General features: G+C 69.9%; 24 protein-coding genes. 14 read left to right on the top strand and 10 right to left on the bottom strand.

All coding sequences use genetic code 11. The annotated features are described in order from the left end of the window. Positions 1-92 precede the first annotated feature (92 nt). Positions 93-458, top strand: a complete 366-nt coding sequence (locus AB8M46_RS25775; RefSeq protein ID WP_394361894.1) for a holo-ACP synthase — start codon at positions 93-95, stop codon at positions 456-458. Between the two features lie 3 nt (positions 459-461). Here AB8M46_RS25775 and AB8M46_RS25770 read toward each other — a convergent pair whose 3' ends face one another. Further along, positions 462-3,692, bottom strand: coding sequence for a BTAD domain-containing putative transcriptional regulator (locus AB8M46_RS25770; RefSeq protein WP_394361893.1), 3,231 nt, complete (start codon positions 3,690-3,692; stop codon positions 462-464). Between the two features lie 251 nt (positions 3,693-3,943). On the opposite strand from AB8M46_RS25770, the gene AB8M46_RS25765 reads away from it, so the two are divergent. The 8 genes from AB8M46_RS25765 to AB8M46_RS25730 all read left to right on the top strand — a co-directional run bounded on the left by AB8M46_RS25765 (position 3,944) and on the right by AB8M46_RS25730 (position 13,318). Next, positions 3,944-4,501: a helix-turn-helix transcriptional regulator gene (locus tag AB8M46_RS25765; protein ID WP_052121340.1), complete on the top strand. Its 558-nt coding sequence runs from the start codon at positions 3,944-3,946 to the stop codon at positions 4,499-4,501. 186 nt (positions 4,502-4,687) lie between these two features. Next, the gene (locus AB8M46_RS25760; protein WP_394361892.1) at positions 4,688-6,391 is read left to right on the top strand and encodes a hypothetical protein; all 1,704 of its coding nucleotides are present in this window, start codon (positions 4,688-4,690) and stop codon (positions 6,389-6,391) included. Then, the gene (locus AB8M46_RS25755) at positions 6,388-7,182 is read left to right on the top strand and encodes a protein phosphatase 2C domain-containing protein (protein WP_394361891.1); all 795 of its coding nucleotides are present in this window, start codon (positions 6,388-6,390) and stop codon (positions 7,180-7,182) included. Before AB8M46_RS25760 ends, AB8M46_RS25755 begins: the two co-directional genes overlap by 4 nt. Further along, positions 7,179-8,900, top strand: a complete 1,722-nt coding sequence (locus AB8M46_RS25750; RefSeq protein WP_394361890.1) for a condensation domain-containing protein — start codon at positions 7,179-7,181, stop codon at positions 8,898-8,900. Before AB8M46_RS25755 ends, AB8M46_RS25750 begins: the two co-directional genes overlap by 4 nt. Further along, entirely contained in the window at positions 8,897-10,135 is a 1,239-nt protein-coding gene (locus AB8M46_RS25745; protein WP_037348328.1) for an MFS transporter, read from the top strand. The genes AB8M46_RS25750 and AB8M46_RS25745 overlap by 4 nt, the downstream gene beginning before the upstream one ends. A gap of 44 nt (positions 10,136-10,179) precedes the next feature. Continuing rightward, entirely contained in the window at positions 10,180-11,403 is a 1,224-nt protein-coding gene (locus AB8M46_RS25740; protein WP_394361889.1) for a glycoside hydrolase family 18 protein, read from the top strand. A 158-nt stretch (positions 11,404-11,561) separates the two neighbouring features. Next, the gene (locus AB8M46_RS25735) at positions 11,562-12,365 is read left to right on the top strand and encodes an SDR family oxidoreductase (protein ID WP_394361888.1); all 804 of its coding nucleotides are present in this window, start codon (positions 11,562-11,564) and stop codon (positions 12,363-12,365) included. A gap of 53 nt (positions 12,366-12,418) precedes the next feature. Continuing rightward, on the top strand, positions 12,419-13,318 hold the full coding sequence (locus AB8M46_RS25730) for a helix-turn-helix transcriptional regulator (RefSeq protein ID WP_394361887.1): 900 nt from the start codon (positions 12,419-12,421) through the stop codon (positions 13,316-13,318). Here AB8M46_RS25730 and AB8M46_RS25725 read toward each other — a convergent pair. After that, the gene (locus AB8M46_RS25725) at positions 13,287-13,694 is read right to left on the bottom strand and encodes an SRPBCC family protein (protein ID WP_125737628.1); all 408 of its coding nucleotides are present in this window, start codon (positions 13,692-13,694) and stop codon (positions 13,287-13,289) included. The genes AB8M46_RS25730 and AB8M46_RS25725 overlap by 32 nt on opposite strands. A gap of 82 nt (positions 13,695-13,776) precedes the next feature. Between AB8M46_RS25725 and AB8M46_RS25720 the strand changes: the two genes are divergently transcribed. Then, the gene (locus AB8M46_RS25720; RefSeq protein WP_394361886.1) at positions 13,777-14,604 is read left to right on the top strand and encodes a helix-turn-helix transcriptional regulator; all 828 of its coding nucleotides are present in this window, start codon (positions 13,777-13,779) and stop codon (positions 14,602-14,604) included. A 244-nt stretch (positions 14,605-14,848) separates the two neighbouring features. Beyond that, positions 14,849-15,910, top strand: coding sequence for a family 43 glycosylhydrolase (locus tag AB8M46_RS25715; RefSeq protein WP_233629981.1), 1,062 nt, complete (start codon positions 14,849-14,851; stop codon positions 15,908-15,910). Between the two features lie 111 nt (positions 15,911-16,021). Here the strand turns inward: AB8M46_RS25715 and AB8M46_RS25710 are convergent, their stop codons facing one another. Next, on the bottom strand, positions 16,022-16,666 hold the full coding sequence (locus AB8M46_RS25710) for a lytic polysaccharide monooxygenase (RefSeq protein WP_037348338.1): 645 nt from the start codon (positions 16,664-16,666) through the stop codon (positions 16,022-16,024). Between the two features lie 211 nt (positions 16,667-16,877). Between AB8M46_RS25710 and AB8M46_RS25705 the strand changes: the two genes are divergently transcribed. After that, complete coding sequence (locus tag AB8M46_RS25705) at positions 16,878-17,741, top strand: aminoglycoside phosphotransferase family protein (protein WP_394362147.1); 864 nt, start codon at positions 16,878-16,880, stop codon at positions 17,739-17,741. Here AB8M46_RS25705 and AB8M46_RS25700 read toward each other — a convergent pair. Genes AB8M46_RS25700 through AB8M46_RS25690 form a run of 3 tightly spaced genes read right to left on the bottom strand, consistent with a single transcriptional unit; the run spans position 17,719 to position 20,935 of the window. Then, on the bottom strand, positions 17,719-18,456 hold the full coding sequence (locus AB8M46_RS25700) for an SDR family NAD(P)-dependent oxidoreductase (protein WP_394361885.1): 738 nt from the start codon (positions 18,454-18,456) through the stop codon (positions 17,719-17,721). The two genes, AB8M46_RS25705 and AB8M46_RS25700, sit on opposite strands and share 23 nt — an antisense overlap. Next, positions 18,453-19,592, bottom strand: a complete 1,140-nt coding sequence (locus AB8M46_RS25695) for an ROK family protein (RefSeq protein ID WP_394361884.1) — start codon at positions 19,590-19,592, stop codon at positions 18,453-18,455. The genes AB8M46_RS25700 and AB8M46_RS25695 overlap by 4 nt, the downstream gene beginning before the upstream one ends. After that, positions 19,589-20,935, bottom strand: a complete 1,347-nt coding sequence (locus AB8M46_RS25690) for an MFS transporter (RefSeq protein WP_394361883.1) — start codon at positions 20,933-20,935, stop codon at positions 19,589-19,591. Before AB8M46_RS25690 ends, AB8M46_RS25695 begins: the two co-directional genes overlap by 4 nt. Positions 20,936-21,151: 216 nt before the next feature. On the opposite strand from AB8M46_RS25690, the gene AB8M46_RS25685 reads away from it, so the two are divergent. Continuing rightward, entirely contained in the window at positions 21,152-21,517 is a 366-nt protein-coding gene (locus AB8M46_RS25685) for a hypothetical protein (RefSeq protein ID WP_037348342.1), read from the top strand. Between the two features lie 135 nt (positions 21,518-21,652). On the opposite strand, the gene AB8M46_RS25680 is transcribed toward AB8M46_RS25685, so the two are convergent. Continuing rightward, on the bottom strand, positions 21,653-21,790 hold the full coding sequence (locus AB8M46_RS25680; protein WP_394361882.1) for a hypothetical protein: 138 nt from the start codon (positions 21,788-21,790) through the stop codon (positions 21,653-21,655). A 271-nt stretch (positions 21,791-22,061) separates the two neighbouring features. Further along, entirely contained in the window at positions 22,062-23,153 is a 1,092-nt protein-coding gene (locus AB8M46_RS25675; RefSeq protein ID WP_394361881.1) for an FAD-dependent oxidoreductase, read from the bottom strand. 83 nt (positions 23,154-23,236) lie between these two features. Here AB8M46_RS25675 and AB8M46_RS25670 point away from each other — a divergent pair, with 83 nt between their 5' ends. Then, the gene (locus tag AB8M46_RS25670; protein WP_394361880.1) at positions 23,237-23,836 is read left to right on the top strand and encodes a TetR/AcrR family transcriptional regulator; all 600 of its coding nucleotides are present in this window, start codon (positions 23,237-23,239) and stop codon (positions 23,834-23,836) included. Between the two features lie 99 nt (positions 23,837-23,935). Here the strand turns inward: AB8M46_RS25670 and AB8M46_RS25665 are convergent, their stop codons facing one another. Continuing rightward, positions 23,936-25,273, bottom strand: coding sequence for an MFS transporter (locus AB8M46_RS25665; protein ID WP_378421777.1), 1,338 nt, complete (start codon positions 25,271-25,273; stop codon positions 23,936-23,938). Then, positions 25,270-26,496, bottom strand: coding sequence for a M20 family metallopeptidase (locus tag AB8M46_RS25660; RefSeq protein ID WP_394361879.1), 1,227 nt, complete (start codon positions 26,494-26,496; stop codon positions 25,270-25,272). The genes AB8M46_RS25665 and AB8M46_RS25660 overlap by 4 nt, the downstream gene beginning before the upstream one ends. Positions 26,497-26,504: the final 8 nt, after the last annotated feature.

The raw sequence follows: 26,504 nt of genomic DNA, 5'->3' as shown, positions 1-26,504 counted from the left end.
CGGCCAGAACCCTGGTTTCCCGGTGTGGTGGCGATCTAGGGTGGCCGCATGGCGAGGACGCAGGGCGTCAGGCGCGAAGGGACCGGGAACGTATGACCACGCTCGTCGGAGTGGACGCGCTGCGCGTGGCCGAACTCGATCTGCTCGCGCGGCGCGGCTGGTTCCTGAAGTTCCTGTTCTCCCCAGAGGAAATCGACGAACTCGCGACGGCGGGCAGCGTCTGCCTCGCTTGCCGGTTCGCCGCGAAGGAGGCGGTGCTGAAGATGCTCAGGACCTGCCTGTCCGGTTCCGTCCCGCCGGCCCAGATCGTGATCCGGCGGTCCGGAGCGGGCGCGACGTCGGTGGAGTTGCGCGGTGCGGCGTCCGAACGTGCTCGCGCGCTGGGTATCGCGCGGGTCGACGTCTCCATTTCCTGTGAGCGGGGGCTCGTGATCGCGGTCGCGCTGGGGACGGCCTGACCCTCAGGTCGCGAGCAGGTCCGCCACCCGGAATCGTTCCACCGAACCGCAGTCGGCGAGGATGTCGTGCGCCTTCCGCAGAAGTCCCTGCCCGGCACCGGGATCCCGTTTCGCGGTGACTTCGCCGAGGACGGCGAGCGCGTGCCCCTCGCCGATCCGGTTGCCGGTGCGGCGATGCAGGGTCAGCGCGCGCTCGGCGCATTCGGCCGCCTGTTCCCGGTCGCCGCGGTCGCGGCGGGTGGTGGCCAGCACCATCTGTGCCCGGGCCGCGAGGAGCAGGAAGTCCCGCCGGGTGGCCAGTTCCGCGGCCGCGTCCGCATGCGTGACGGCGTCGTCGAGCCGCCCGCCGCGACGACACACCTCGGCCAGCGCCAGCAGGCCGACGATCTCCGCTCGCGTGTAATGGATCTTGTGGGCGAGTTCGACCGCCTGTCCGGCCAAGATCTCGGGAGCCACGGGCAACTCGGTCCGGCCGGCGAGTTCGGCCAGCGCCGCGAGCGCGTTCGCCTCCGCCCGGCGATCGCCGGTTTCCCGGGCCAGTTCCAGCATCGCCTCGGCGTGCTCGGCCGCTTCGGCGAATTCCCCGGTTTCGGCGCACAACGCAGCCAAGGAGCAGAGTGCGGTCGTCTCGCCGTAACGAGCGCCGTTCTCCCGGTGCAGGGAAACACTTTTCGTCAGCGACTCGCGCGCTTCGGTCAGTCTGCCGAGGTCGAGATAGACCTCGCCGAGGGTGGTGTACACATGCGCGGCGCCGTCGCGATTGCCGGCGCGTTCGATGAGCGAAAGGGCCTGGGCCAGCCGCTGAATGGCTTCCTGTGGCTTGCCCAGCTCCCGCAGCAGTGTCCCGATGTTGTGCAGGTTGGCCGAAAGTCCCGCTTCCCAGCCCATCCGGCTGTTCAGTTCGATCGCGCGGTCGAGTTCCGCGACCGCCTCGTCGAGCGCGCCGAGCTCCCAGTGGACTCCGGCGAGATTGCCGCGCGCGGCGGCTTCCGCCTCCGGCCACCGTTCGGCGGTGGCCAGCTCCAGCGCCTTGGTGTAATGCGTGATGGCGGACGCGTAATCGCCCAGCCCGCGATACACCTGCGCGAGACTCTGCCGGGCGGCGATCCGGCCGCGCGGCTCACCGTCCACGACCGCCGCGGCGAGCCCGGCCTTCGCGACGGCGACCCAGTCCACGGAATGCCTTCTGAGCCAGAAGAAACCGCGCAGGGCGTCCGCCAGTAACCAGACGACCCGGTGCGGGCCCTGCGCGGCGGCGTCGTGGATGACGGCCATGAGGGCGGCACGTTCCGCTTCGAGCCATTCCAATGCCTCGGTGTCGTCATCGAAGACGACGTCGGTCTCGCCGAATTCGGCTCCTTCACGAAGCCGGAGGATCTGCGGCGTGATCCGCGTGACCGCGACGGTCACCGTCGCGAGATACCAGCCGAACAGCCGGAGCCTGGCCGCGTCGCGGTCGGCCGCGTCGTCCTCGGCCCGCGCGCGTTCGGTCGCGTACAGCCGAAGGAGATCGTGGCACTGGTACCGGCCGTCTGCGCCCCTGGAGACGAGATGCGCACGCTCCAGTTCGGCGAGAGCCTGGGACACGCTCTCGGGGTCCTGCCCGGCGAGCGCGGCTATCGACCGCGCGGTGAAATCCGGCACCTGGACCACGCCGAGCAACCGGAACAAACCCTGCGCGGCCGGACCGAGCCGCCGGTACGAGAGCGCGAACGCGGCCCGGACCGCGGCCGACGGGTCGCCGTCGATCCCGAGCCGGTCCAGCCGGTCGGCCCGCAACAACCCGTCGACCACGGCACCGATCGGCCGGTCCCGGCCGATGCCGATGTCCGCGGCCGCGATCCGCAACGCGAGCGGCAGCCCGGCGCACAACCGGACCAGTTTCGCCGCCGCCCGGCGTTCCTCCTTGACCCGCTGCGCGCCGACGAGCCTGGCGAGCAGCTTGAGCCCCTCCTCTTCGGTCAGCAGGTCGAGCCGGACGGCACCGGCGTCGTGCAGGACGACGAGCCCGGGCAGTTCCTGCCTGCCGGTCACCACGACGAGGCTGCCGGGACGGCCGGGCAGCAGCGGCCGCACCTGATCCGCCGTACCGGCGTTGTCGAGCACCACGAGCATCCGTTTGCCCGCGAGCTCGGAGCGGTAGAGCGCGGCCAGTTCGTCGGGGTCCACCGGTATCCGGTCGGGCGGGACACCCAGCGAGCGCACGAGCCGCACCAGTGCTTCGGCCGCGGTCACCGTGGCCGACCGCGCGCAGCCGTGCAGATTCAGGTAGAGCTGGCCGTCGGGGAACCGGTCGAGCGCGCCGTGTGCCCATTGCAGTGCCAGCGCGGTCTTGCCCACCCCCGCGGTGCCGCTGACGACCACCACCGGTGCGCCGCCGGCGACCAGTGCGTCGATCCTGCGCAGCTGCGCGGTGCGGCCGGTGAACGTCGGCACCGCGGCGGGCAGCTGCCTCGGCCCGGCGGAAACCGGCTGTTCGGCGGCGGGCAGGTCCAGAGCCGGATCGGTGCGCAGGATGGCCTGGGCGAGGTCGGTCAGCTCCGCCCCCGGTTCGAGCCCGAGCTCGCCGGTGAGCAGGGCGCGTGCCCGGCGATAGACCCCGAGCGCCTCGGCTTGGCGCCCCGATCGGTAGAGCGCGAGCATGAGCTGGGCCTGGAAATGTTCCCGCAACGGATGTTCCCAGACGAGCTCGGTGAGTTCGGCGACGACGTCCGCGTGCCTGCCGAGCGCCAGATCCGCGTCGATGCGCTGCCCCAGCAGGACCAGCCGTCGTTCCTGCAGCCGGTCCGCCTCGACCTGGAGCGCGGCACTGCTGTCGGCCAGCCCGCCGAAGGGAGGACCCTGCCAGACCGCGAGTGCCTGCCGCGCCAGGCTTCCGGCGACGACCGCGTTCCGCCGCTCGTGTGCCGTACGCGCTTGGTCGGCGAGATCCTCGAACCGCCGGACGTCCAGTTCGCCGGGATTCACCACCAGCAGATAGCCGGGTCTGCGGTGCACCACGCGATCCGGGTCCATCAGCGCGCGGCGGAGCTGGAGGACGTAGAGCTGGAGGTTCTTCGCCGCGGTGCGTGGCGGGCGGCCCGCCCACAGGCCCTCGACCAGCGCGCTCACCGGGACCACCTCGCCCGCGCGATGGAGCAGCAGTGCCAGCAGACGGCGGACTTTCGGCGCGCCCAGCTCGAGTTCGGTATTTCCGTCGCGGACACCGAGCGGCCCGAGAATCGTGAACTCCATATGCCCCCACTCACCTCGCCGGAATAATCGCGAAGCACTCGCGACCTTTGCGATTAGTGGTCCATACCAAATTTATACCGGCTCTCCGCATGCTTCGGAACAAGAATTCAGCTGGCGGGAAAACAAAGTGCGATCGTGTAGGACGAACACGCCTGGGGGCAAGGTCAGTGTCTGCGTCATCCGCTCCGAACCCGACCGACGGAACGAGCCTGTCGACTGTACTCGATCTGGTTTCCACCGCAAGACGGGAAGTGCTGACCACCGCGACGGGCGGTTCGCCGTGGTTCGGCGGGACCGTCACCGCGGCCGCGCGCCGCGGCGCCTTTCCGCCGCACGTCCGGGTGCGGCTGCTGTGCACGACACCGGCGGAACACGCGCGCGGCGAGATCACCGAGGCGGTGCGGCACGGGCTCCGGGTCAAGGTCACCGATCGGGCGATCGAAGAATCCCTTTTGATAGACCGCAGACTGGCGCTGGTCCCTTCGGGTGGCGACGACGCCAAAAGCTTGCTCATGGTGACCACGCCGACGTTGATCAGCGCTCTCGCCGAGGCCTTCGACCCTCGCTGGGAGGAGGCGACGCCCTGGGAGATGACGTCCGCTCGGCCGGACGAGTTCGAACAGGCGATCCTGCGCTGCCTGGTCGACGGACTGACCGATGAAGCGGTCGCGAACCGGCTGGGGGTATCCGCGAGGACCGTTCGGCGGTACGTCAACGTCCTCATGGCCCGCGTCGGCGCGAGGAGCCGGTTCGAACTCGGGTTCCGGGCGGCGGAATGCGGGTGGCTGCCCGACGGCACGGCCGACTGAAGTGCTTGTCCGGTAGCGGCCGCATTCTCCGTCCATTGTGGATTGATCATTACCCGAGTCGCCGATCGGGATCGCTTTCTCCGGTCGCCGAGTCCGGTTTCGGCCAAATTCTGGTGGCCCCCGCGGGGCCCGACCTAGATTCCGTTCCGGATCGTCTCGAATTCACGTCCTGATTGGACCAGCCACGTGACCACTCCGCCTCCCTGCCACGACATAGTGCTCACCGGTGCCGTCATGACCCATCCGCGGCGGCCGGGACTCACCGGCCGCCTGCTGGCCGCCGCGCCCGCCGGGGCGCTGCGACCGGTCGCCGATCCGGAGCCCGGCGGACCGCCGACCGCCCTGCGTACCGCGATCCGGGCCTGGTCCGCGATCGCCGAAGGCACGACCCACCACCTGGTCCTCCAGGACGACGCCGTTCCCGTCGACGGCTTCTTCGACCACGCCCGGGCCGCCGTCGCGGCCGCCCCCGAGGCCGCGATCGCCTTCTACACCAACTGGAACTCCCGCAACGGCGCCGCCGTGCGGATCGCCGCGCTGGCCGGGGCGAGATGGGTCACCGCGACCCACGAGTACACCCCGACGGTCGCGCTGGCGCTGCCCGCCCGGATCGCGGCCGGTTTCGCGGATTTCGCCGAAGCGCACGGCTCGACCTGGCCCGACGACGTCGTCATGTCCCGGTACCTGCGCGCGGCCGGGGTCCCGGTTCTGCTGGTCGCTCCGAATCTCGTCGAGCACGCGGACGAACCCAGCGTCCTCCGCAACGACTCGCACGGCTCACGGCGGTCGGCGTGCTTCGCCGCCCCGCCCGGCGACGACTGGTCACTCGGCGCGGGTCCGCTCGATCCCGACGTCATCCCGTTCTTCAAACACGGGATCGCCCAGTGCGTCGTGCGTGAGGACGGAAGACGGACGACCATCGACGCCGAACGGTACTTCGGCCGGGCGGGCTGGGATTTCGACGCCTGCCAGAAGCAACGGCTCGAAGTCACCGGGTCGGTGTTCGGCGCTCTCGCCGATCTGGAACGGCATCTCGACGAAGAAGCCATCGAAGGACTCTGGACCACGGCCTACCTCCTCGGCGCCCTCGGGCCCCGCGGCCGGCTCGACCGGGTCGGCTCCCTCGCGCTGGGCACGATCGGCGCGGGCGGGGTGTGCACCACCGTCGGCGCTTCCACGCTCCGGACGCTGCGGCCCGCCATGTCGGAGTTGGCCCGTCTCGGCCACGAAGCCGGTGCCCGGGCACGACTTTCGCCCGCGCCCCGGCGGGAACGCGTCTTCGTCACCACCACCCACCGCCCGCTCGGCCGGGAGATCGCGCGTCATCTGGCCGATCGCGGGTACGAGGTCCTGGCCGGGAACGACGGGCCGGACGTCGACGCCGTGGTCCACGTCGCCGAACCCGGTTCCACGCTCCCGTCCGTGACGGCGCGGCACGTGGTGCAGGTCTGCCCTCCCGGCGCGCCCGTCCCCACCGCCGCGCCGGGCACCAGCGTCCTGCGGACCGGTTCGCCGTACGGGCCCGGTATCGAGGGCTATTCCGTCCTGGAGACGTTCACCCGGCAAGCCCTGCTGGCACAACCGATCCAGGCCGACGTCCCGGCCCAGGCGACCCACCGGCCCGCCTACATCCGGGACATCGCGCTCGCCGTGCACCACCTCCTGCACCAGCCGGCGCCGCGGCGGACCGTCGCGACGCCGTCTCCGCTGACCAGCCGGGAACTGGCCGACGCAGTCGCCCGCACCGTCCGGCGGGTTCCGGTCAGCTGGCCGTCGTCGCCCCACGGCCCTTCCGCCCCTCGTCTCGTCGCCGACGAACCGGCGACGGAACTCGATCAAGGCATCCGCGCACTCGCCCAATGGCTCGCCTACGAAAAGGACGAAGCATGAAAGTCGATCGTCTCTCCCAGCCGGGTGACGGCCTGGTCAACGAGGATCTGGTGCTCTCAGGCCGGTATCACGCACTGGTCATCGACGGCGCGACGGCGGAACCGGGCGCGGAGACCGGCTGCGTGCACGACGTCCGCTGGCTGGTGGCGAGGCTCGGCACCTCGCTGGACCGGCTCCTCGTCGAACGTCCCGCCGATGACCTGCGTGCCGTCCTCCGCGCGGCCATCGAGTCGGTCCGCGACGCCCACTCCGGTACCTGCGATCTCGGCAATCCCTGCGGTCCGACGGCGACCGTGGCGATCCTGCGCGAACGGGACGGCTTCGCCGACTACCTGGTGCTCAGCGATTCGGCGGTGGTGCTCGAACGGCTCGACGGCACCGTCGAGGCCGTCATCGACGACCGGATCGACCGGCTGCTGCACCTGTCCTGGCAGGAGGTCCGGCCCCTGCGCAACGCGCCCGGCGGGTTCTGGGTCGCGGGCAGTGATCCGGCCGCCGCCGCCCAGGCCCGCACCGGCACCGTGGAACTCTCGCGACTGCGGCGCGCCGCGCTCCTCACCGACGGCGCGTACCGGCTCGTCGAACGGTACGGCTGGACCTGGCACCAGCTGCTCGACGTCGCCGAGCTCGACGGCCCGGCCGCCGTCGTCCACGAGACCCGCCGCGCCGAACTCCGTACCGCGCCGGGCCACTTCGCCGGGAAACACCACGACGACGCGACAGTCGCCTTCTGCCGGTTCGAGACCACCGCCGCTCCCCTGACCCGCCCGACCCACGAGGTGACGAAATGACCCGGTTCCAGGTCCGTTTCACCGGCAAGACGGCTCGTTCCGGTCCGCTGGCGTTCGGCCACGCGAACATCGTCCGCGCCATCACCCTCGACGACGATCCGACGCGGCTCAACCTCGCGATGGTGTTCGACGTACCCGGCGCGCCGGTGGACCAGGTCGCCGCCTGGCTCCGGGTGCTGCTCGAACGCCACGAGTCGCTGCGGACGACGTACTCGTTCGGCGATCGGCCCCTCCAGCACGTGCTCGCGGAAGGCGAGGTGGAGGTCGAGGTCGTCGAGAGCGACGGCGACGTCCTCCGGACGGCCGAGAGCACCGCGCGGGCCCTGCGGTCCCGGGTCTTCGATCTGACCGCGGAGCTGCCACTGCGTCTCGCCGTGGTGACCGAGAACGCCGTCCCCCGCCGGCTCGTCTGGGTGGTGAGCCACGCCGCGATGGACGTCGCCACCTGCGAGCTCCTCCTCGGCGAATGGACCGAGCTGGCCGCCGGGCACGAGCTGCCCGTGGACGACTCGCCGCAGCCGCTCGACGTCGTCGAACTCGAGAAGACGCCCGCGGTGCAGCGGCTGGGACAAGCGGCGACGCGGTACTGGGAAAGCAAGCTGCGCACCGTTCCGCAGGCGATGTTCCCCGTGCCCGCCACCGGAACCGGCTTCCTCCGGCCCGGGCTGCGGGTCCGTTCACGGGCCGCGATGGGCCATATCGCGGCGATCGCCGAGCGGACCAGCGCGAGCCCTTCCGCCATCGCCCTCGCCGCGCTCAACGCGCTGATCGCGCACTGGACCGCGCAAGCCTCCTGCGTGACGACGTCCTTGTCCGGCAACCGGGTGCTCAAGCAGTTGCGCCGCTTCTTCGGTTCGATGGCGCAGGACGCGCTGCTCCCGGTCACCATCCCGGAGACGTTCGACGAACTGGTCCACGCCGTCCGCGCCGCTTCCGTGCCCGCGTACCGGCACAGCTGGTTCGAAGCCGACGCAATCTGGGAAGTGATCACCCGCGTCACCCACGAACGGGGCTTCTCCTTCGCCAGGGATCTCGTGTTCAACGACATGAGCGCGCTGGGCGACGCGGTGGTCGGCGAGCCGCCTCGCGCCGCGTACGGCAGGCTGCCGTCGGTGTGGCTGCCGGGCGGACCGGACGTCGAAGACGACCCCGAAATCGGTGGCACGCTGGAGCTGCTGCCGCAGGAGGACATCCCGACCCGCTTCTTCGGCTGCCTGTACCGCCTCGACACGGAACTGGATCTGACGCTGTGGGTCGACCCCGGTTGTCTCGACACCGCCGAGGTGACCGAGTTCGGCCGCGGTCTCCTGGCGTTGTTGCGTGCGGCGGCCGAGGCGGATCTTCCGGTGAAGGAACTGCATTCGCTCACCACGCTCGCCCCCATCGAACGCGGGGAAGGCTGGTACCTCTCCGACTCGTGCTGGGTCGAGCTGGACGCCGTCCGGGAACTGGTCTCCGACGTCCTCGGTGACCGGCCGCATCTGGTGACCGCGGAGCCCGACGACGTCCTGGGTCACCGGCTGGTGTGCCACCTGACCGGCCCGGCGACGGCCGCGGACCTGCACGCCCGCGTACTGGCCGCGCTGCCGGGGCGGCCGACCGCGCTGGCGCCGCACCACTACGTGATCTGTGCCGAGCCTCCCGCCGATCCGCTGGATCCGGTCGCCTGGACGGCCACGGCCATCGACTCCTCAAGCGGGCGGGAGCTGCCGGTATGAGTCACGACACCGAAACCCTGACCGGTGAAGGAAAACCGGCCGCCGGACGGCTCTGGTCCGGCAACTTCAAGCTGTACCTCACCGCGCGCAGCGGGTCGATGCTGGGCGACGCGATGCTGCCCGTCGCACTCTCGATCGCCGTGCTGGCCGCGGGTCACGGGATCGACGGCGTCGGCTACGCCCTCGGCGCGTGGATGGGCGCGCTCGCGTTGTTCATGCTGTTCGGCGGCGTACTCGCGGACCGGTTCACGCCGCGCCGGATGATGATCATCGCGGACCTCGTCCGGCTGGTCGTCCAGGGCGGGATGGCGGTCGCCTTCGCCGTCGGAACTCCGTCGCTGCCGGCGATCGTCGTCCTGCAGTTCCTCAGCGGCGCCGCCACCGCGCTGTTCCAGCCCGGTGTGGCGAGCATGGTCCCGCAGGTCGCGGAGGACGTCCAGGGCGCGAACGGCATCCTGCGGATCTCCGAGGCGATCTCGGGCGTACTCGGCCCGGCGCTCGCCGGTGTGCTGGTCGCCGTCGCCGGAGCCGGGACCGTGTTCGGGATCTATGCCGCGACGTACGGGATCAGCGCCCTCTGCCTGTTCGCCCTGCGGCTCACGCCGGTCAAGTCCACTGAGGACAGTGAACCGTCGTTCTGGCGTCAGCTGGTCGAAGGCTGGCGGGAGTTCGCCGCCCGCGGCTGGCTCTGGGGCGTGATCGCGATCCACCTGGTGTACGGCTGTTTCGTGGCGGGTGTGTCGCTGCCGGTCGGCGCGGACCTGGTCGTCTCGGACTACGGTTCGACCGCGCTGGGTATCGGAATGGCCGCCTTCGGCGCGGGCGGAGTCGCGGGCGGCGCGGTGGCCATGCGCGTCCGCCCGAGCCGTCCGCTGCTGTCCGGGGCGATCGGCTGGGCGTTGTTCGCGCTGTACCCGATCACGCCCGCGGTGGGACTTCCGGTCGCCTTGCTCGTCGCCGGCTGGACGCTGGCCGGTTTCGGCCTCGCCTACTGGGGTGTCCTGTGGTCCACCACGGTCCAGACGCAGATTCCCGCGGAACTCCTGAACCGGGTCTACGCCTACGACGTCTCGGGGTCGCTGCTCGCGTTGGTGCTGGGCAGGTCGCTCGCCGGGCCGATGGCGAGCCTTTTCGGCGCACGGCCACTGATGATCCTCGCGACCGTGCTCGGGCTCGCCTGTACCGTGCTGCTGCTCGCGGTCCGCTCGATCAGGGACCTGCGAAGTGCTCAGTGACCGCCACCGCCACTCGTACCCATTCCCACTAGGAAGGATTTTCCATGCGACCGAAGAATCTGGCGTTGCGGCTCGGGCTGTGCCTCGCCGCGGTCCTGGCACTGCTTCCCGCCTCCCCCGCTTCCGGGACACCGGGGATCGAGGCCGCCCCGCCACCGGATCGGCCGATCCTGGAGGCGTTCTGGGGTGGTACACCGCCCGCCGATCAGGTCCCCTGGGAAATGCTGAACACCATCAGCTACTGGTTCGCCTCGCCGGCGGGCGGCCGGTGCAGCACCCCGGACGCCAAGCAGCGCAAGGACATCGAAAGCCTCGCGGCGGTGAAACGTGAGCACCCCGGCCTGACCGTGCTGATCTCCATCGGCGGCTGGGCCGCGCCGGGATTCGGCGCCGGCGCCGCGACCGCCGAATCCCGGCGCGCCTTCGTGAAGTCCTGTGTGGACAAATGGCTGAGCGCGTTCCCGGCCGGGCTGGTCGACGGATTCGACGTCGACTGGGAGTTCCCGGTCTCGGGAGGGCTGCCCAGTATCGGCAACTCGCCGGCCGACCGCGCGAACTTCACCTTGCTGCTCAAGGAGTTCCGGTCCCAGTTGCAACGCTATGCCCGCGACCACGGCAGGCCTGGCCGCGCCATGAAGCTGTCCGCGGACATCCCCGCGGGCCGTGTCCAGGACGACGGCACCGGAACCGGGGGCGCGCCCTACGACGCGTCCAACAGTTTCGACCTGCGTGAAGTCGGCAGACTCGTCGACATCTTCAACCTGATGACCTACGACTTCTGCACGGGCTACTCGAAGTTCTCCTGCTTCAACGACCCGCTGGTCAAGCGGCCCGGTGACCCGAACGACGAGTACAACAACAACGTCGGCGCGCTGAAGTACATGACCGACCACGGTGTCCCGCGCGAGAAGATCGTCCTCGGCGTTCCCTTCTACGGCCGGGCGTTCACCGTCACTTCGACCGCCAACGACGGCCTCTACCAGCCGTACACGGCCATGCAGTTCCTCGACTACAAGGTCCTCATGGGCCCGGAGTGGGCCGGTGACCCCGGATTCCGCAAGGGCTGGGACCCGATCGTGCGGTCGCCGTACCTCTGGAACCCGGAGAAGAAGATCTGGGTGAGCTACGAGAACCCACGGTCCATTCAGGACCGCTCGCTGTTCGCGAAACGCCACCGCCTGGCGGGCATGATGATGTGGGAGCTGGGCGCCGACGATCCGCAGCACAGCCTGCTCGCCGCGATGACCGGGCCCTGGCTCCGGCCCTGATGGAACGGCCGGCGGTCGCCCGACGTGGGAACCGCCGGCCTCCGCGGTCCCGGGCAAGGGGGCTCTCGCAGTACCTGTATCGCCAGGATCTCCCCGACGTCCAGCACGCCTGTCAGCCTGTTCGAGTCGGCTTCACACGACAGAACGGACGAAGACTCATGGCGGGCGACCGGTTCACCACTCACTCAGGACTTTTCGATCTGAGTGGGAAGTACGCACTTGTCACTGGCGGAACCAGGGGCATCGGGATGATGATCGCGCGCGGCCTCCTGCAGGCGGGCGCCCGCGTCATCGTCAGCTCACGCAAGGCGGATGCGTGCGCGGAGGCGCAGCGTCTGCTCTCCGAATTCGGCGATGTCCGAGCGATCCCCGCCGACCTGTCCAGGTACGACGAGTGTCAGCGCCTCGCTGATGTCGTCAAGGCCGACTGGGAACGTCTGGACATCCTCGTCAACAACGCCGGAGCGATGTGGCGCGAGCCGCTGGAGACGTTCCCCGCCGAGGCCTGGGACGCGGTGATCGACCTCAACCTCAAGTCACCGTTCTGGCTGGTGCAGGCGCTGCTGCCCGCGCTGCGCGGGGCGGGAACCGCCGATGATCCCGCGCGGATCATCAACATCGGCAGTATCGCCGCCATCCACGTCGCCGAGGCTCCGAACTACTCGTACGCAGGCAGCAAGGCGGCACTCCATCAGCTCACCAGGGTGCTCGCCAGGGAACTGGGCCCACAGCACGTCACGGTGAACGCGATAGCCCCAGGAGTCTTCCCGTCGCGGATGATGGCGGCCACGATCGACGCCATCGGCGACACGATCGCGGCGAAGACACCTCTGCGCCGCATCGGCCGTGACGACGACATGGCAGGCACCGCCGTGTTCCTCGCCGGCCGGGCGGGGTCCTACTTGACGGGCGCCATCGTCCCGGTCGACGGCGGCATCGCGACGACCGCGTCGGGTACTTAGGGGGTACCAGCAGTACCTCCCTTCGCCTGTGGACACCGGCCTACAGTGAAAAGGTGGCCACGATCGACCTGCGCACCGAGATCAAGGAATTCCTGAGTTCGCGGCGCGCGCGGATCACGCCGGAGCGGGCCGGACTGTCCGCTTACGGCGGCAACCGCCGGGTCAAAGGCCTGCGTCGCGAAGAGGTAGCTCTCCTGGCCGGGGTATCGGTCGACTACTACGTGCGGATGGAGCGCGGCAGCCTCTCCGGCGCCTCCGACGGGGTGCTCGGCGCGTTGGCCTCCGCCTTGCACCTCGACGAGGCCGAGCGCGATCACCTGTTCCACCTGGCACGGCGATCCAAGGCGCCCGCTCGCCGACGCCGGCCCGCCGTGACGGTGCGTCCCGCGCTTCAGCAGGTTCTCGACGCCATCACCGACGCGCCGGCGTGGATCTGCAACGGCCGTTATGACGTGCTGGCCATGAATCACCTTGCCCTCGCGCTGTATGCACCCGTGCTGGCCGACCCGCGACGACCGGCGAACACCGCGCGGTTCGTGTATCTGGATCCCGAGGCGGCGAAAACGTTCTTTGTCGACTATGACCGGATCGTCCGTGACGTGGCAGCGAAGCTACGCATGGAAGCCGGCCGCGATCCGCACGACGAGGAGCTGATCGCCCTGGTCGGTGAGTTGTCGACGCGCAGTCAGCGGTTTCGGCGGCGGTGGGCGTCTCAGGACGTTCAGCTCCACCGGTCCGGACGTAAACGTCTGCACCATCCCGTGGTGGGCAGGCTCGACCTGGACGTCGAGTCGATGGCGCTGCCCGCCGAACCCGGCCTGCTCCTGACCGTCTACACCGCACCCGCCGGGACGGCGACCGCGGACGGCCTGGCGCTCTTGGCGTCGTGGGCGGCCGGCCAGGAGAACCCGGCGACCGAGATTACCGCCCGGGCTCATCGAGGGTCCGCTTGATGACCTCCAAACCGCGCGACATCGCCTCGGCCATCGGCGCGGCCAAGGCGTCGGGGAGGACGTCGCGGGCCCACACCAGCCGGCACCGCCGTTCGCCGTCGGCGAAGACCTGCATGGAGGCGTTGTCGTGGTCCGGTCGAACGGTGCCGCCGATCACCGCGTAGACGATCCGGCGCGTGTCGTGGTCGACGGTGACGCATCGCTCCCGGACCACCGTGCCGTCGGCGAAGGTGACGACCCGGCAGCCGTCCTCGATCCGGGTGTCCACCACGAACCCCGGTGCCATCCGCGAAGGACCCGTGCTGAAGTCGCCGATCACCTCCCACACCGCTTCGGCGCTGGACTCGACCATGATTTCGTTGCTGAGGGAAGCCATATCCCCCAACTTGCCCCGAACCAGTCCCCCAGGTCTTGAAGATCCTTGCGGAACTGTCGGACCCTCCACATAGCCTCCGTGGGTGCTTTCCTTCCTCGGGCTAGCGGCCCGCCCGGAGTTCGCCATCGCGGACGTGGACTGCCGGGACGACCATCGCGGCTGGTCGGCCGAGCGACCACGCGAGGACGTGCGGCTCGTGCTCGTGCGCCGCGGCGGGTTCCGCCGCCGGGTCCGTGGCGTCCACGTGGACCTCGACCGCACCGTCGGCTACCTCGGAATGCCCGGTGAGGAGGAGTACTTCGCCCATCCGGCCGGCGGCGACAGGTGCACCTCGATCAGCCTGACCTCCGCGTTCTGGCGTGCGATGGCCGGCGACACACCACGGCTGGAACGCACGTCGCTGTACGTCGACGGCCGGCTCGACCTCGCCCACCGGCGGCTCCTGGCCGCCTCCCGCGCCGCCGACACGGACTACGCGGCGACCGAAGGACTGGTCAGCCTGGTGACCGAGGCCGTCCGGCAGGTCGTGACCACGACTGTCCCGGGGAGCGATCCGGCGGGCGCCGGTGACCGGACGCTGGTAGCCCGAGCCCGAAGTCTGATCGGCGAGGGTCATCCCGCCGCGGCGGGCCTGGTCCCGCTCGCCACCCTGCTGGGTGTCTCGCCGTACCGGCTCAGCCGGGCCTTCACCCGAGAACTGGGGGTTTCCCTGACCCGCTACCGCAACCGCGTACGCGTCGCCCAAGCGCTGGACCGGCTGGAGGCGGGTGAGCCCAGCCTGGCCACCCTCGCCGCCGAACTCCGGTTCTCCGACCAGGCGCACTTGTGCCGGACCGTGCGCGAACATCTGGGGCACACCCCCACCGCGCTACGCAGGCTGCTCACCACCGTCGAACGACAGCACCGATAGGCCGTACGGATGCATCGAGCGGCAGTTTCCGCGCTTTCTGTCCCGTTGGCGAGTGAGGTCACATAGTTTGCAACCGGCGCACTTGTCCGTCCACAAGTAACCGGGGAGAGCAGCCGGACACCCCGGCGAATCTCGCCCGGCATCGCGGCCGCAAGGCTTCCCACCCCGACCGTGGGTGGCCGGGTGCTCCTCTTGACCGACATCACTCTTCTTGCCCAGTAAGGGATTCAGCATGCGCAAGTGGATGACCAGATTACTCGTGGCCGGCGTGCTCGCCACGACCGCCACGGCCACCGTCACGGCGGTCGGCACGGCAGGCGCGGCCGACGGTGTCTCGACCGCGGCCGCCGAGTCGACGTTCCCCCTCGCCGACCCGGACACCGTCCAGGCGAAGGACGGCTCGTACGTCACCTACGGCACCACGGTCGGCGCCGGTGTCGGCGAGCGGTGCGGCGTGACCGGGAAACTGTTCGTGCCGGTGCTCGTGCACGGCTCCGGCAACACCGTCGGTGTGGGCACGTGCGCGTCGGCCGACGCACTGCCCAACGGGCCGGGCAGCTGGGCGGAGGGCAACGTCTGGGCGCCCGGCGTCGTCCGCTTCGGCGACACCTACTTCATGTACTACACCGCGTCCAAGCGGGGCTCCGGCCAGAAATGCCTCGGCCGCGCCGTCTCGGGCAGTGCGCGAGGACCGTTCACCAACCCCGTCGAGTGGGCCTGCCCGGGCAACGGCCGCTGGGCCATCGACGCGAACCCGTTCGTCTCGGGCGGCTCCATGTACGTCGCCTACCGGGACGACGCGATCACCTCGTACCCGGAGACCGGTATCTCGGTCGTGCGCACCCAGTCCAACGGCATGGCGGACTGGGACACCCGCCGGGACGCGTTGAAGAGCACCGACATCGGCTGGGAGACCATCCGGATGAGCGGCGGCACGCACGTGATCGAGAACCCGTCGATGTTCAAATCCGCCGACGGCTATTGGTACCTGGCCTACTCCGGCAACAACTGGGACAGCGCACGGTACGCGACCGGCATCGCCCGGTGCGGCACCGGACCGATCCCGTCGACGCGCTGCACACCGCGGCAGAACGGGGCTGAGCGGCCCTACTTCGGGTACACCGGCACCGGCGGCCTCAACCCCTACCGCGGCCTGCCCGGCAACCACCCTGGCCCGGGCGGGATGGACTTCTTCCAGGCGGCCAACGGCCAGTACCACGCCGTTTACCACTGGTGGAACGGCACTCGCCGGTTCCCGATCGTCGCGACGGTCCTCCGCAACGACGGCGGCTTCTACCTCAGTTAAAGGCCCGACTGTCCACAAGGGACACTCGACCGCTCCTCGCGGACCACCCGGACCCCTGCCCGGCCCGGCCGACATCGGTCTTCGCCACCTTTGTCGGCCGGGCCGCGGAAGTCAGGTGAAGATGACGTCCGAGCAGGAGTAGAAGGCCTCGCCGGAATCGGGCCAGTGGCGTTGCCAGATCGAGTAGATCAAATGCCTGCCGGTCCGCCCGCCGGGCAGGTTCGCCTTCAACTGGTAGGCGTTGCCGGCGATCGGCGGGTTGTTCTGCTTGTAGAACGGGGTGTCTTCCAGGTCGGACCACTTGAGCGGTTTCGTCGGGTCGTAACCCGGCTTGGTGACATACAGCTCGAAGGTGCCCGGGTGCGCGGCGGTCAGCTGATACCGCAAGGTGTACGGACCACTGGCCGGCATCGTGGTCGCCGGCCAGTCGGCACGGGCCAGATCGAGCCCCTTGTACTTGTCCCGGCCGGCACTGCACAGCTTGCCGTCCGGGATGATCTCGCGGCTACGGCCACTGGCGTCACCGATGTTGACCTCGTCCCAGTCGTAAATCGGCCAGCTGTCGCCCACCGCGATGGCGGCCTTGCACGCGGCGGACCGCGGATTCTCCGGTCCTTCCTGGAAACAGCGCATGATCCGGCTGATCGGAGTGCCCATCGAGCCATGCGCGAGCGCGGGAACGGCGGTGAACACCGAAACCGCGCCGAACACCGCGGTCAATACCGCGACTTTCACCACAGAGCGGGAAAACTTCATCGCACGAGTCCTCTCATGAGAGGTCTAGACCATGTCACGGTAGGCGCCCGGCACACCGCCGAGTAGGCCCGAAAGTCGGGTTCGGGCTCCGGTCACGTCGATTTCCCGGAAGGCGAGCGCCCAGTTCACGGGCGGGCTCGGCAAATCGGTTGATCGCCGGGCAGAGACCATGACACGCTGCCACCGCCGACCGCAGGAGCCGCTCTTGACCGTGAAAACCACCCCGGTGATCGACATCGCGTTGGCGAGGCGTCTGATCGACACGCAGTTCCCGCAATGGGCCGGGTTGCCGCTGCTTCCGTACGCCCCGGCGGGCTCGGATCATGTGATCTACCGGCTGGGCGAGAACCTGTCCGTGCGGCTACCTCGCCACGACGGCGCCATCGAGCAGGCGCCGAAGGAAGCCGAGTGGTTGCCCCGGCTGGCCCCGCACCTGCCGCTGGCCGTACCCACACTGGTGGGAGTGGGAACGGCGGACTTCGGCTATCCGTGGCCATGGGCGGTGTCGCGATGGCTGGACGGCGAGGTGGCGACCGTGGACGCCCTGTCCGGCTCGCACGAAGCCGCAGTGGCGCTGGCCGGGTTCCTGACCGCGCTCCACCGGATCGACGCCGGAACGACCGAGGATCTCACCGGTCGTCCGCTCGCCACTCGGGATAAAGCGACGCGGCTCGCCATCGCGAAAGTCGGCGATGCCTTCGACACCGCGGCGATGACCGACCTGTGGGACAACGCCCTCGCCGCCCCCGGCTGGGCCGGTCCGCCGGTCTGGTTCCACGGCGATTTCCACACCGGCAACCTGTTGACGACCAACGGCCGCCTCAGCGCCGTCCTCGACTTCGGGGAACTCGGCGTCGGCGATCCGGCTCGCGATCTGATCATCGCCTTCACCCTCATGTCAGCCGAAACGCGAGCCACCTTCCGCACCGCGCTCGATGTGGACGACGCGACCTGGACCCGCGGTCGTGGTTGGGCCTTGGCCACCGGTTTGAACGCCTATGTCACCTACGCCGCCGTGAACCCCCATGTCGCCGCGCAGACCACCCGCCAGATCACCCAGGCCCTCCTCGGTTGAAAGACGGCGGCGGCTCGGGCAGCACGGCGGTCATCGCGCCGTCCACGGTGACGGTCTCGCCGGAGACGAACCTGGCCCGATCGCCGAGTAGGAAGGCGATCACGCTCGCGACGTCGTCCGGTCCGGCGAGCTCGCCGGACGGCTGAAGCCCGGACAAGGCTTCGCGGGTACCCGCGTCCCGCCAGCGATGCGCGTTCCGCGGCACCATGACGAACCCCGGCCGGACGGTGTTGCACCGCAACCCGCGCGGTCCGAGTTCCACGGCGGCCGCGCGGCCCAGCGCCTCCAACGCGGCCTTGGCCATCGCGTACGGGGCCTGTCCGCCCCAGGCCAGACCGGCGTGGATCGAACTGACGAGCACGGCGGCACACGGCCTTCCCCCGGCACGGGCGACCAACTGCTGCAACGGTTCCAGCGCAGATACCGCGCCGATGTCCAACACTTTGCGCAGCGCGTCCGCCGTCTGTTCGGTGAAGGGGGCGCGATGCTCGCTCAGCAGGCAATGCACCAGCCCGGTCACCTCGCCGAGTGCGTCGAACGCGGCACCGATCACGGCCGGATCGCTCGCGCCACCACGGATCCACGGCACGCCGGTGTGTTCCGATGGCGGTGGCGCGACGTCCACCACCGCCACCGGCCGTCCCTCCGCCAGGAAAGCGCGGACCACGGCCGAGCCGATACCGCCCGCGCCGCCGAGTACCACCACACCGCTCATGACCACTCCCCACTGGTGAAGAAGGCACGCACGACGAGCCCCGCCGCCGCGACGACCAACGGATTGCCCCGCGCCAGTGGCCGGACCAGCGCGTGCGGCGGGGCCGTCTCGACGCGAGCGCGCACCGCGTCGAGCCATCGGTCCGACGGCGCGCCGCTGCCGCCGAGGACGATCAGGTCCGGCCGCATCAGGTCGTACACCGTGTCGGCCACCAGGGCCACCTGCGCGCTGCGTCCCTCGAGCAGCCTCGCCGCGGCGGGATCCGTGTCCGCCAGGCGGATCAGCTCCGCCAGCGAGGTCGCCGCGACCCCGGCGGACCGGGCGGCGGCGAGCAACGCCACGTCCGTCCCGCATTCGCCGAAGCGCCGGTGACCGCCGCCGTCGAGCTCGGGTACGAGGAGGCGGCCGAAGTCGCCTTGGACGATGCCGTTCGAGCAGGTACCCGCCGGACGGCTGAGGAACCCCGTCTCCGTGACGTTGCCGATGAACAGATACGACACGTCGTGCCCGCCGAGCCCCGCGCCGAAGGTGAGTTCGGCACCCAGCAGGGCGGCCACGTTGCCGTCCACCACGACGTCGAGCCCGGTCCGCTCGCGTAACACGTCGGAGACCCGGACGTCGGTCCAGCCCAGTACGTCGTTGCGCACGACCCGGCCGGTCGCCCGGTCCACTTCACCGCCGGCGGTGACACCGATGCCCAGCACCGGTCCCGGCGCGGCGTCCGCCACCCCCGCCGCCAGTTCCGCGGCATGCCGCAGAGTGCCGGCGACGTCCGCCGGATCGCGCTTCTCGGAGTGTGTCTTGACGCAGTGCCCGGACAGGTCGATCAGCCCGAGCGTGGTCCGTTCGAGACCCAAGTGCACACCGACCGCGTACCGGCTGGACGAATCGATCTCCACCGGCACCCGGGGCCTGCCGACCCGGGCGCCGGTGGACCGCTCGGCGAGTTCGCGGACGACACCTGCGGACAGCAAGGGCTCGATGATCCGGCTGACGCTGCCGTGGTTGAGGGACAGTTCCTTCGCGATGTCGCCGCGCGCCAGCGGACCGCTCCGGACGAGCAACTGGAGCACGGCGGCCGTGTTGGCCTGCCGGGCTTGGCGCGGCCGGCTTCCGGTGTGACCAGGGTGGCTCATCGCGACTCCGGTTTCCCGGACTCGACACCGTTGGTCTCCTCGAGTTCGACACCGGTGGTGGCCAGCCACGGCGACAGCAGCACGATCACCGCGCTCACCAGGAACGCGCAGGCGTACCACGCGACGACCGTGATGCCGTGCTTCTGCGCCAGCATGGGTGCCAGGAACACGTTGAGCGCGATCGCGAGCCGGGTCACGCACTGCGCGATACCGGAACCCAGGCCCCGCAAGGAGGTGGGGAACGCCTCGGTACTCCACACCCAGGACAGCACGCCCGGGCCGAACCAGGTCAGCATGGCGTACACGACCCAGAAGGCCACCAGGCCGACACCGGCGCGCTCGCCGGTGAACGCGATTCCCAGCCCGGCGCCGAACACCCCGAGACACGTCCACACGCCCAGCCAGCGCCGGTTGACGCGGTCGATGATCGCGGCGCCCGCGACCACGGCGATCAGCCCCACCACGAAACCCAGCAGGGAGAAGTACAGGGTGTTGGAGACCCCGATGCCGGTGCTGCTGATGATCAACGGTCCGGCGACCGTCGCCACCGCGCCACCGAAGGCCTGGATGGCGAAGAAGGCCGTGACCGTCGCCAGCCGCCGCCACGCACGGCCGGACACCAGCATCCGGTAGCTCCGCCGCTCCGGGACCTCGTGTTTCGGCGGTTCCAACCCGAGCGCGTCGTAGATCCGCCGCGCCTCCTCCACACGACCACGCGCGCTCAGCCAACGGGGTGACTCCGGCAGGAACTGCCTCGCCACCAGGACCGCGGCCGCGGGCAGCGCGGCCAGCCCGAACAGCCACCGCCAGGTGTCGTCGCCGAACAACGGCTGGAGCGCGAGCGCGAGCAACACCGACGTGACGGCACCACCCAGCCACATCATGTTCGGCAAACTGCCCGCGATCCGTCCTCGGCGGGATTTGGGCGCGATCTCGGTGAGGAAGGCGTGGGAGGTCGGGATGTCCATCCCCACCGCGACACCGAGCACGAACCTGGCCGCGACCAGTTGCCACACGTCCTGGACGAACGCCGCGGCGAGGGAGGCCACCACGAACACCGCCAGGTTGATCATGAAGATCAGCCTGCGGCCGAAGCGGTCGGACAGATCACCGAAGACCACGAGGCCGAGCGCCGTGCCCACGAACGCCGCCGCGGTCACGAGGCCGACCTGGGAGGCGGTGAGGTGGAACGACGGCTTGAGGAACAGGACCGCGGCGCCGATGACGAGCAGGTCGTAGCCATCGATGAACTCGCCGAACGCGACGAGCCTGCCGGTCCAGTTCCGCACGAACCGCGCCCGTCTCGGCGACATCGTCGACCGGCTCGCCATTCCCGACACCATCCGGATTCCTCCCCGCCCGATTTTTGTGCGACGAGCACCAAATTAGGAGCGGGCCCGGCGCCTCCGCCCTGATCCGGCGGCTTCCGGGACGATCGGTCCGCCGAGTCGGGCCGATCGGGCAAGCGGTCTGCCGATCCGCCGTTCCCGGATCCGCCCGGTCCGGTATGGTTCCGACAATTCGCCCTCGAGCGAAGACATCTGACTGGGGAGTCAAAAGTGAAGAAGATCGGAGCGGCCGCGATCGTGGCCGGAACCGTGCTGGGCACCGCGATCACCGGAGCGGGCGTGGCCGACGCCGCCGGCGGCGCGGGACCGAAAGACTGCTACACGACCACGAGCTGCTCACTGGCGTCGGGATTCTTCCCCGGCGGCACCATCCACGTCGACATCGACGCGATCGGGGCGCCCGGCTCGCCCGATCACTGGTTCAAGTGGACGATCGGCAACTGCTCGGGCGGCGGCTACATCCACGCGCCGGCCAAGACGGAATCCTGCGTTCTGCCCGCGAGTTTCTACACGCTGACAACCGGTCCGCTGCAGTACCCGGTGAACTGGCGGATCGGCATCCGCTGGGACCACTGACCTGCCGGGTAGGTCCGGCCACTTGCGCGATGCCTCGACCAGCAACACATGCTGGTCGAGGCATCGGCGGCCGCCCTCGGTGAGCGCGATCCAGTCACCGCAGCAGTGATCGGATCGCCCGGACGCCCGACCGAGCTATCCGTCATTCGTGGGGCGCCAGACGCCGAACCACTGCTCGGCGTCGTACTCTTCGAACCGCTCCACCTCGATGAATCCCAGCTTCGCCGCGAGCCGCATCGAGGGATCGTTCGCAGTCTGCGTGCAGAGCACCACCGGTTCACCGGGAAGCGCGCCGGCGAACCACTCGAGCGCTGCCGCGCACGCCTCCGCGGCAGGAACAGGTAGCCGAGTTCGGTCTCCCCGGCTTCCGGGCGAACGCGCCCCGGACGCTCGGCATCGCGCTTATCGAGGGCCACCGACGTAGGTACCCACCTCCGGCGACGCGAACAGCTCGATGAACGCCGCTCGGTCTTGATCAGGGCCGGTGGCCAGACGACGGATCCGCGCTCGGTCATAGCGGGCAAGCTAGCGCACGCCCATGCGGTCAGACGCTCCACCGCCAGGCGCGGGCCGCGAGATTTCGTGTCGCCAAGCCGATTCCGGTCTTCGGCACGAGCATGGCCGCGGTCATCTTGGCAGTACGCCGCGCGGGCCCGACCCGGGCGCGGTGCTCGGCCTCGTACTGGCCGAAACCGGCGGACGACGCCGACGTCAGAGCGGTGGCGAGGGTGTACGCGCCGGCGATCGCGAGGCTGGAGCCTTCACCGAGCAGGGAAACACAGGAGGCCGCGTCACCCACCAAGGCGATCCGGCCGTGTGACCATGACGGGAGGTCGACGACACTGACCGCGTCGAAGAAGACGTCGTCGGCCTCCTGCAGGCGTTCGAGCAGCTCGGGGACCCGCCAACCCGCATCGCCGTACACCGCGGTGACGATCCGCTTGTGCCGGGCCGTGTCCCGGTGGTCCACATTCTCGGCCTGGGCACGGAAGATGAACGCGACGCCGCCGTCGTCCCGTGACGGGTGAACAGCGACCAGCCTGCCCGGGGTGTTGTGGAGGAGGACTTCCTCGGGGTGGTCGACCGGGCCACCGAACGACGTGGTGGCGACAAAGATCCCTGTGGGGCGCACGAAAGAACGCTCGGCCCCGAAGATGAGCCGCCGGACCGCGGAGTGCAGGCCGTCCGCGCCGATCACGAAGCCGAAGCGCCGGGGTGAGGCCCGGTCGAAGGTGACGTCGACGCCGTGCTCGTCTTGGCGCAACCCGACGATCGTGTCGTCGAACAGGAACTCGGCGTCGCCACGGACCGCCTCGTGCAGCACGGTGACGAGATCCGATCGAGGGACTTCGAACTCCTCCCCCTTGCCCGCGGACAGGCCGACAGTGGCGATCCGACGGCCGTCTCCGCCGAGCAGACACACCCTTTTCGCACTCGTCGCGACGTCGCGTAGACGGCCTACGACGCCCATGGCCTGGACAACCGGCAGCGCGGGCCCACGAACGTCGACCGGGTTACCGCTGGAGCGCATGCCCGGGGCCCGCTCGACGACAGTGACCTTGAAACCGTTACGTGCCAACCAATAGGCGAGCGTCGAACCGGCGACTCCGGCGCCGCAGATCAACACGGTCTCCATGCCGGACGACGATATCAGCAGTGAGTGCAAATCGGCAATGACTGCATGTTTGCACTCACTGCTGCCGCGCGTATGCTCCCCGCATGTCCCTCCGTGATCGAAAGCGAGCCCGTACACGCCAAGCGCTCATCGACGCGGCGACGGAACTCTTCGAGCGCAAGGGCTACGACGAGACGACGATCGCCGACATCACGGCGGCCGCGGAGATCGGCGCGCGCACGTTCTTCAGCTACTTCGCCAGCAAGGAAGAGCTGCTGTTCCCGGACGCCGACGAGCGCGTACAGGCCGCCATCGACGCCATCGCCACTCGCGGACCGGCCGAAGGCCCGGCCGAGGTCCTGCTGCGAGCCCTGAGCCAGGTCACCGCGACCAGTGACGAACTGGTCAGCCCCTTGACGGCGTTGCGGCTCCGGATGATCCAGACCGTGCCCGCCGTCCGCGGCCGTGCGCTTCAGGAACAGCTGGCCGCGCAACGAGAAATCGCGAAACATCTGGCGGCCGCGTTCCCGGACCGGATCGACCCGGTGGGTGCGGCGGCGCTGACGGGGGCGTTCGTCGGCGCGGTCACCGGCGCGCTTCAGGCCCTGCTCGACGACACCGACGGAACGGACCCCGCCACGCTGCAGGCCGCGATGAGGACCGCGACCGAAGTCGCGCTCGCGCCCTGGCGACGATCGCCATGACCGGACACAGTCGCCCCAGTGTCGTGCGCCTGGCACGGGTGAAGGGCGCTTTACCGCATCGCATGCGGTGAAAGTCCCCTTCACCCGCCCCGAGTCCGCTCAGGCGGCGGTCCTCGCCTCGACGTCCACGTTCGTCTTCTCGTGCAGGTCGACACCCCGCGTTTCCGGGAGGGTGAAGACGACCAAGGCGCTGATGACCATCAGCACCATGCCGTAGACGACGAACAGCGACGGGTGGCCGTTCTTGGCGAGGAGCGTCTGCAGGTACGGCGCGGTGCCACCGAAGGCCGCGACCGCGATCGAGTACGGCACGCCGACGCCGATGGTGCGGATCCGGGTCGGGAAGATCTCCGCGTAGACCGCCGGGCCGATGGACGAGAACCCGGCCATGAAGACCAGGGCGATCGACATCGCCAAGAACAACTGCCAGGCCTGGTCGCCGACCATCGCGTTCAGCGGGAAGCTCAGCACCAGCAGACCCACGATCGCGATGAACAGCACCGGCTTCCTGCCGATGCGGTCGGACAGCCTTCCCCACAACGGCAACGCGATCAGGAAGATCACGTTCGCGAAAACGCCCGCCCACAGCGCGCCGGTCGGGTCGACGCCGCGCACGGTGATCGCGTACGACGGCGCGGCGACGGCCCACATGTAGTAGATGACCGTGGCCCCGACGGTCAGGCCGACGACCTGCACGAGCAGTTTCGGGTTCTGCTTGATCGTCTGCCAGATCCGGCCCTTCTCGGCCTTCTTCCCGGCGGCTTCGTCCTTGGCCGACTCGGCGAGGAAGACGCCGGTCTCCCGCATGCGCAGCCGCATGTAGAGCGAGTAGAGCCCGAAGACGCCACCGATCACGAACGGGATCCGCCAGCCGAAGGAGAGCATCTGATCGTGGCTCAGCACCCCGGAGAGGACCGCGCCCAGCAGCGTGCCGGCGAGCACGCCACAAGTGCCGGAGAAGTAGATCAGGCTCGACCACAACCCGCGACGGCCGGCCGGGGCGACCTCGGCGATGTAGGTCTGCGCCGAAGGCAGTTCACCGCCGTGCGCGAGGCCTTGACCCAGCCGTGCCACCACGAGGATCACCGACGCCCACACGCCGATTTGGCCGTACGTGGGGGAAAAGCCGATGACGAGGCTGCCACCGGCGGCGATCGCGACCGTCAGCGTCATCGACAGCTGACGGCCCTTGCGGTCGGCGATCCAGCCGAAGACCAAGCCGCCCAGGGGCCGGGCGGCGAAGCCGACCGCGAAGACCGCCAAGGTGCTCAGCAGCGCCGAAACCTCGTCGTGCGCGTTGAAGAACTGCGCGGCGAAGAACGAGGCGAAGGTCGCGTAGATGTTCCAGTCGAACCATTCCATCGCGTTGCCCGCGCCGAGGCCGAACAGGGTACGGCGGCGGTCCGGGATGGTGGCGGTGCCCGCGGTCGCGCTCATCGGGTGGCTCCTTCGGCGAAGCGGTCGAGACGGCGGACGGCGAGTTCGGCGTAGACGGTGGTGGCCCTGGCCAGCACGGACGGGTCGAAGTCGGCGTACGGGCTGTGGTTGTTGGGCGCGGTGTCCGGTTCGAGGCCGGGCATCAGCGCACCGAGACCGAGGAACGTGCCCGGCACTTCGGCGAGCACCCGGGAGAAGTCCTCGGATCCGGCCACTGGATTGGGCAGTTCGGTGTAGTACTGCTCCCCGATCGTTTCGCGCACGACCTCGGCGCCGAACGCGGTCTCGTCGACGTCGGTGACGGTGACCGGGTACTCGCTTTCGAACACGACGTCGGCGGTGACGCCGTGCGCCCGCGCGACGCCGTCGATCGTCTCGCGGATCGCCGTGTCGAGCAGCGCGCCGGCGGCGTCCGAGAAACAGCGGACGGTGGCCTCGAATTCGGCGGTGGCGGGGATGACGTTGCGTTTGGTGCCGCCGCGGATGACGCCGACCGTGATCACCGCCGGGTCGAAGATGTCCAGCCGCCGGGTGACCATCGTCTGCAGCGCGGTGATCATGGCCGCGGTGGCGGAGATCGGATCCTTGGCGCGGTGCGGCATCGACCCGTGGCCGCCTTCGCCGTGCACGGTGACGAGCAACCGGTACGACGCGGACATCAGCGTCCCGGGACGGCTGGCGAACTGCCCGCTGGGCAGCATCGACGAGAAGACGTGCAACCCGTAGGCGGCGTCGGCGCGCCTGCCCGCGGCGTCGAGCACGCCTTCCCGGAGCATCACGCCGGCGCCGTCCCAGCCCTCCTCGCCGGGCTGGAACATCAGGACGACGTCGCCGTTGAGGCGGTCGCGGTGGGTGTGCAGCAGCCGGGCCGCGCCGACCAGCGACGTGGTGTGCAGATCGTGGCCGCAGGCGTGCATCGCGCCGTTCGTGGCGGCGAAGTCCAGGCCGGTCGCTTCGGCCACCGGGAGTGCGTCCATGTCCGCGCGCAGCAGGACCGTCCGCGGCCGGGCCGAATCCCTGGCCGTACCCTCGCCGCGCAGCACCGCGGTCACCGAGGTCGTGTCGGTCCCGGTGGAGACCTCCAGGCCGAGCCCGTCGAGTTCACGCAGCACCCGTTCCTGCGTGCGGGGCAGGTCGAGACCGATCTCGGGCTCGCGGTGCAGGTCGCGCCGCAACCGGACCAGCTCGTCCTGCAGGCTTCGAGCGTCGTCGTGAAGGTCCACCGGTCGAT

The organism is Amycolatopsis sp. SB7-3, assembly GCF_041021335.1.
Taxonomy (GTDB): Bacteria; Actinomycetota; Actinomycetes; order Mycobacteriales; family Pseudonocardiaceae; genus Amycolatopsis; species Amycolatopsis japonica.
Note: the sequence above shows the minus strand (reverse complement) of the source record. Positions and strands in the feature narration are given on the sequence as shown.

Bases quoted from the DNA above. Each gene is read 5' to 3' on its own strand.
- AB8M46_RS25775 (WP_394361894.1), top strand. From the start codon at position 93: ATGACCACGCTCGTCGGAGTGGACGCGCTGCGCGTGGCCGAACTCGAT.
- AB8M46_RS25770 (WP_394361893.1), bottom strand. From the start codon at position 3,692: ATGGAGTTCACGATTCTCGGGCCGCTCGGTGTCCGCGACGGAAATACC.
- AB8M46_RS25755 (WP_394361891.1), top strand. From the start codon at position 6,388: ATGAAAGTCGATCGTCTCTCCCAGCCGGGTGACGGCCTGGTCAACGAG.
- AB8M46_RS25750 (WP_394361890.1), top strand. From the start codon at position 7,179: ATGACCCGGTTCCAGGTCCGTTTCACCGGCAAGACGGCTCGTTCCGGT.
- AB8M46_RS25745 (WP_037348328.1), top strand. From the start codon at position 8,897: ATGAGTCACGACACCGAAACCCTGACCGGTGAAGGAAAACCGGCCGCC.
- AB8M46_RS25740 (WP_394361889.1), top strand. From the start codon at position 10,180: ATGCGACCGAAGAATCTGGCGTTGCGGCTCGGGCTGTGCCTCGCCGCG.
- AB8M46_RS25735 (WP_394361888.1), top strand. From the start codon at position 11,562: ATGGCGGGCGACCGGTTCACCACTCACTCAGGACTTTTCGATCTGAGT.
- AB8M46_RS25725 (WP_125737628.1), bottom strand. From the start codon at position 13,694: ATGGCTTCCCTCAGCAACGAAATCATGGTCGAGTCCAGCGCCGAAGCG.
- AB8M46_RS25715 (WP_233629981.1), top strand. From the start codon at position 14,849: ATGACCAGATTACTCGTGGCCGGCGTGCTCGCCACGACCGCCACGGCC.
- AB8M46_RS25710 (WP_037348338.1), bottom strand. From the start codon at position 16,666: ATGAAGTTTTCCCGCTCTGTGGTGAAAGTCGCGGTATTGACCGCGGTG.
- AB8M46_RS25700 (WP_394361885.1), bottom strand. From the start codon at position 18,456: ATGAGCGGTGTGGTGGTACTCGGCGGCGCGGGCGGTATCGGCTCGGCC.
- AB8M46_RS25695 (WP_394361884.1), bottom strand. From the start codon at position 19,592: ATGAGCCACCCTGGTCACACCGGAAGCCGGCCGCGCCAAGCCCGGCAG.
- AB8M46_RS25690 (WP_394361883.1), bottom strand. From the start codon at position 20,935: ATGGTGTCGGGAATGGCGAGCCGGTCGACGATGTCGCCGAGACGGGCG.
- AB8M46_RS25675 (WP_394361881.1), bottom strand. From the start codon at position 23,153: ATGGAGACCGTGTTGATCTGCGGCGCCGGAGTCGCCGGTTCGACGCTC.
- AB8M46_RS25670 (WP_394361880.1), top strand. From the start codon at position 23,237: ATGTCCCTCCGTGATCGAAAGCGAGCCCGTACACGCCAAGCGCTCATC.
- AB8M46_RS25665 (WP_378421777.1), bottom strand. From the start codon at position 25,273: ATGAGCGCGACCGCGGGCACCGCCACCATCCCGGACCGCCGCCGTACC.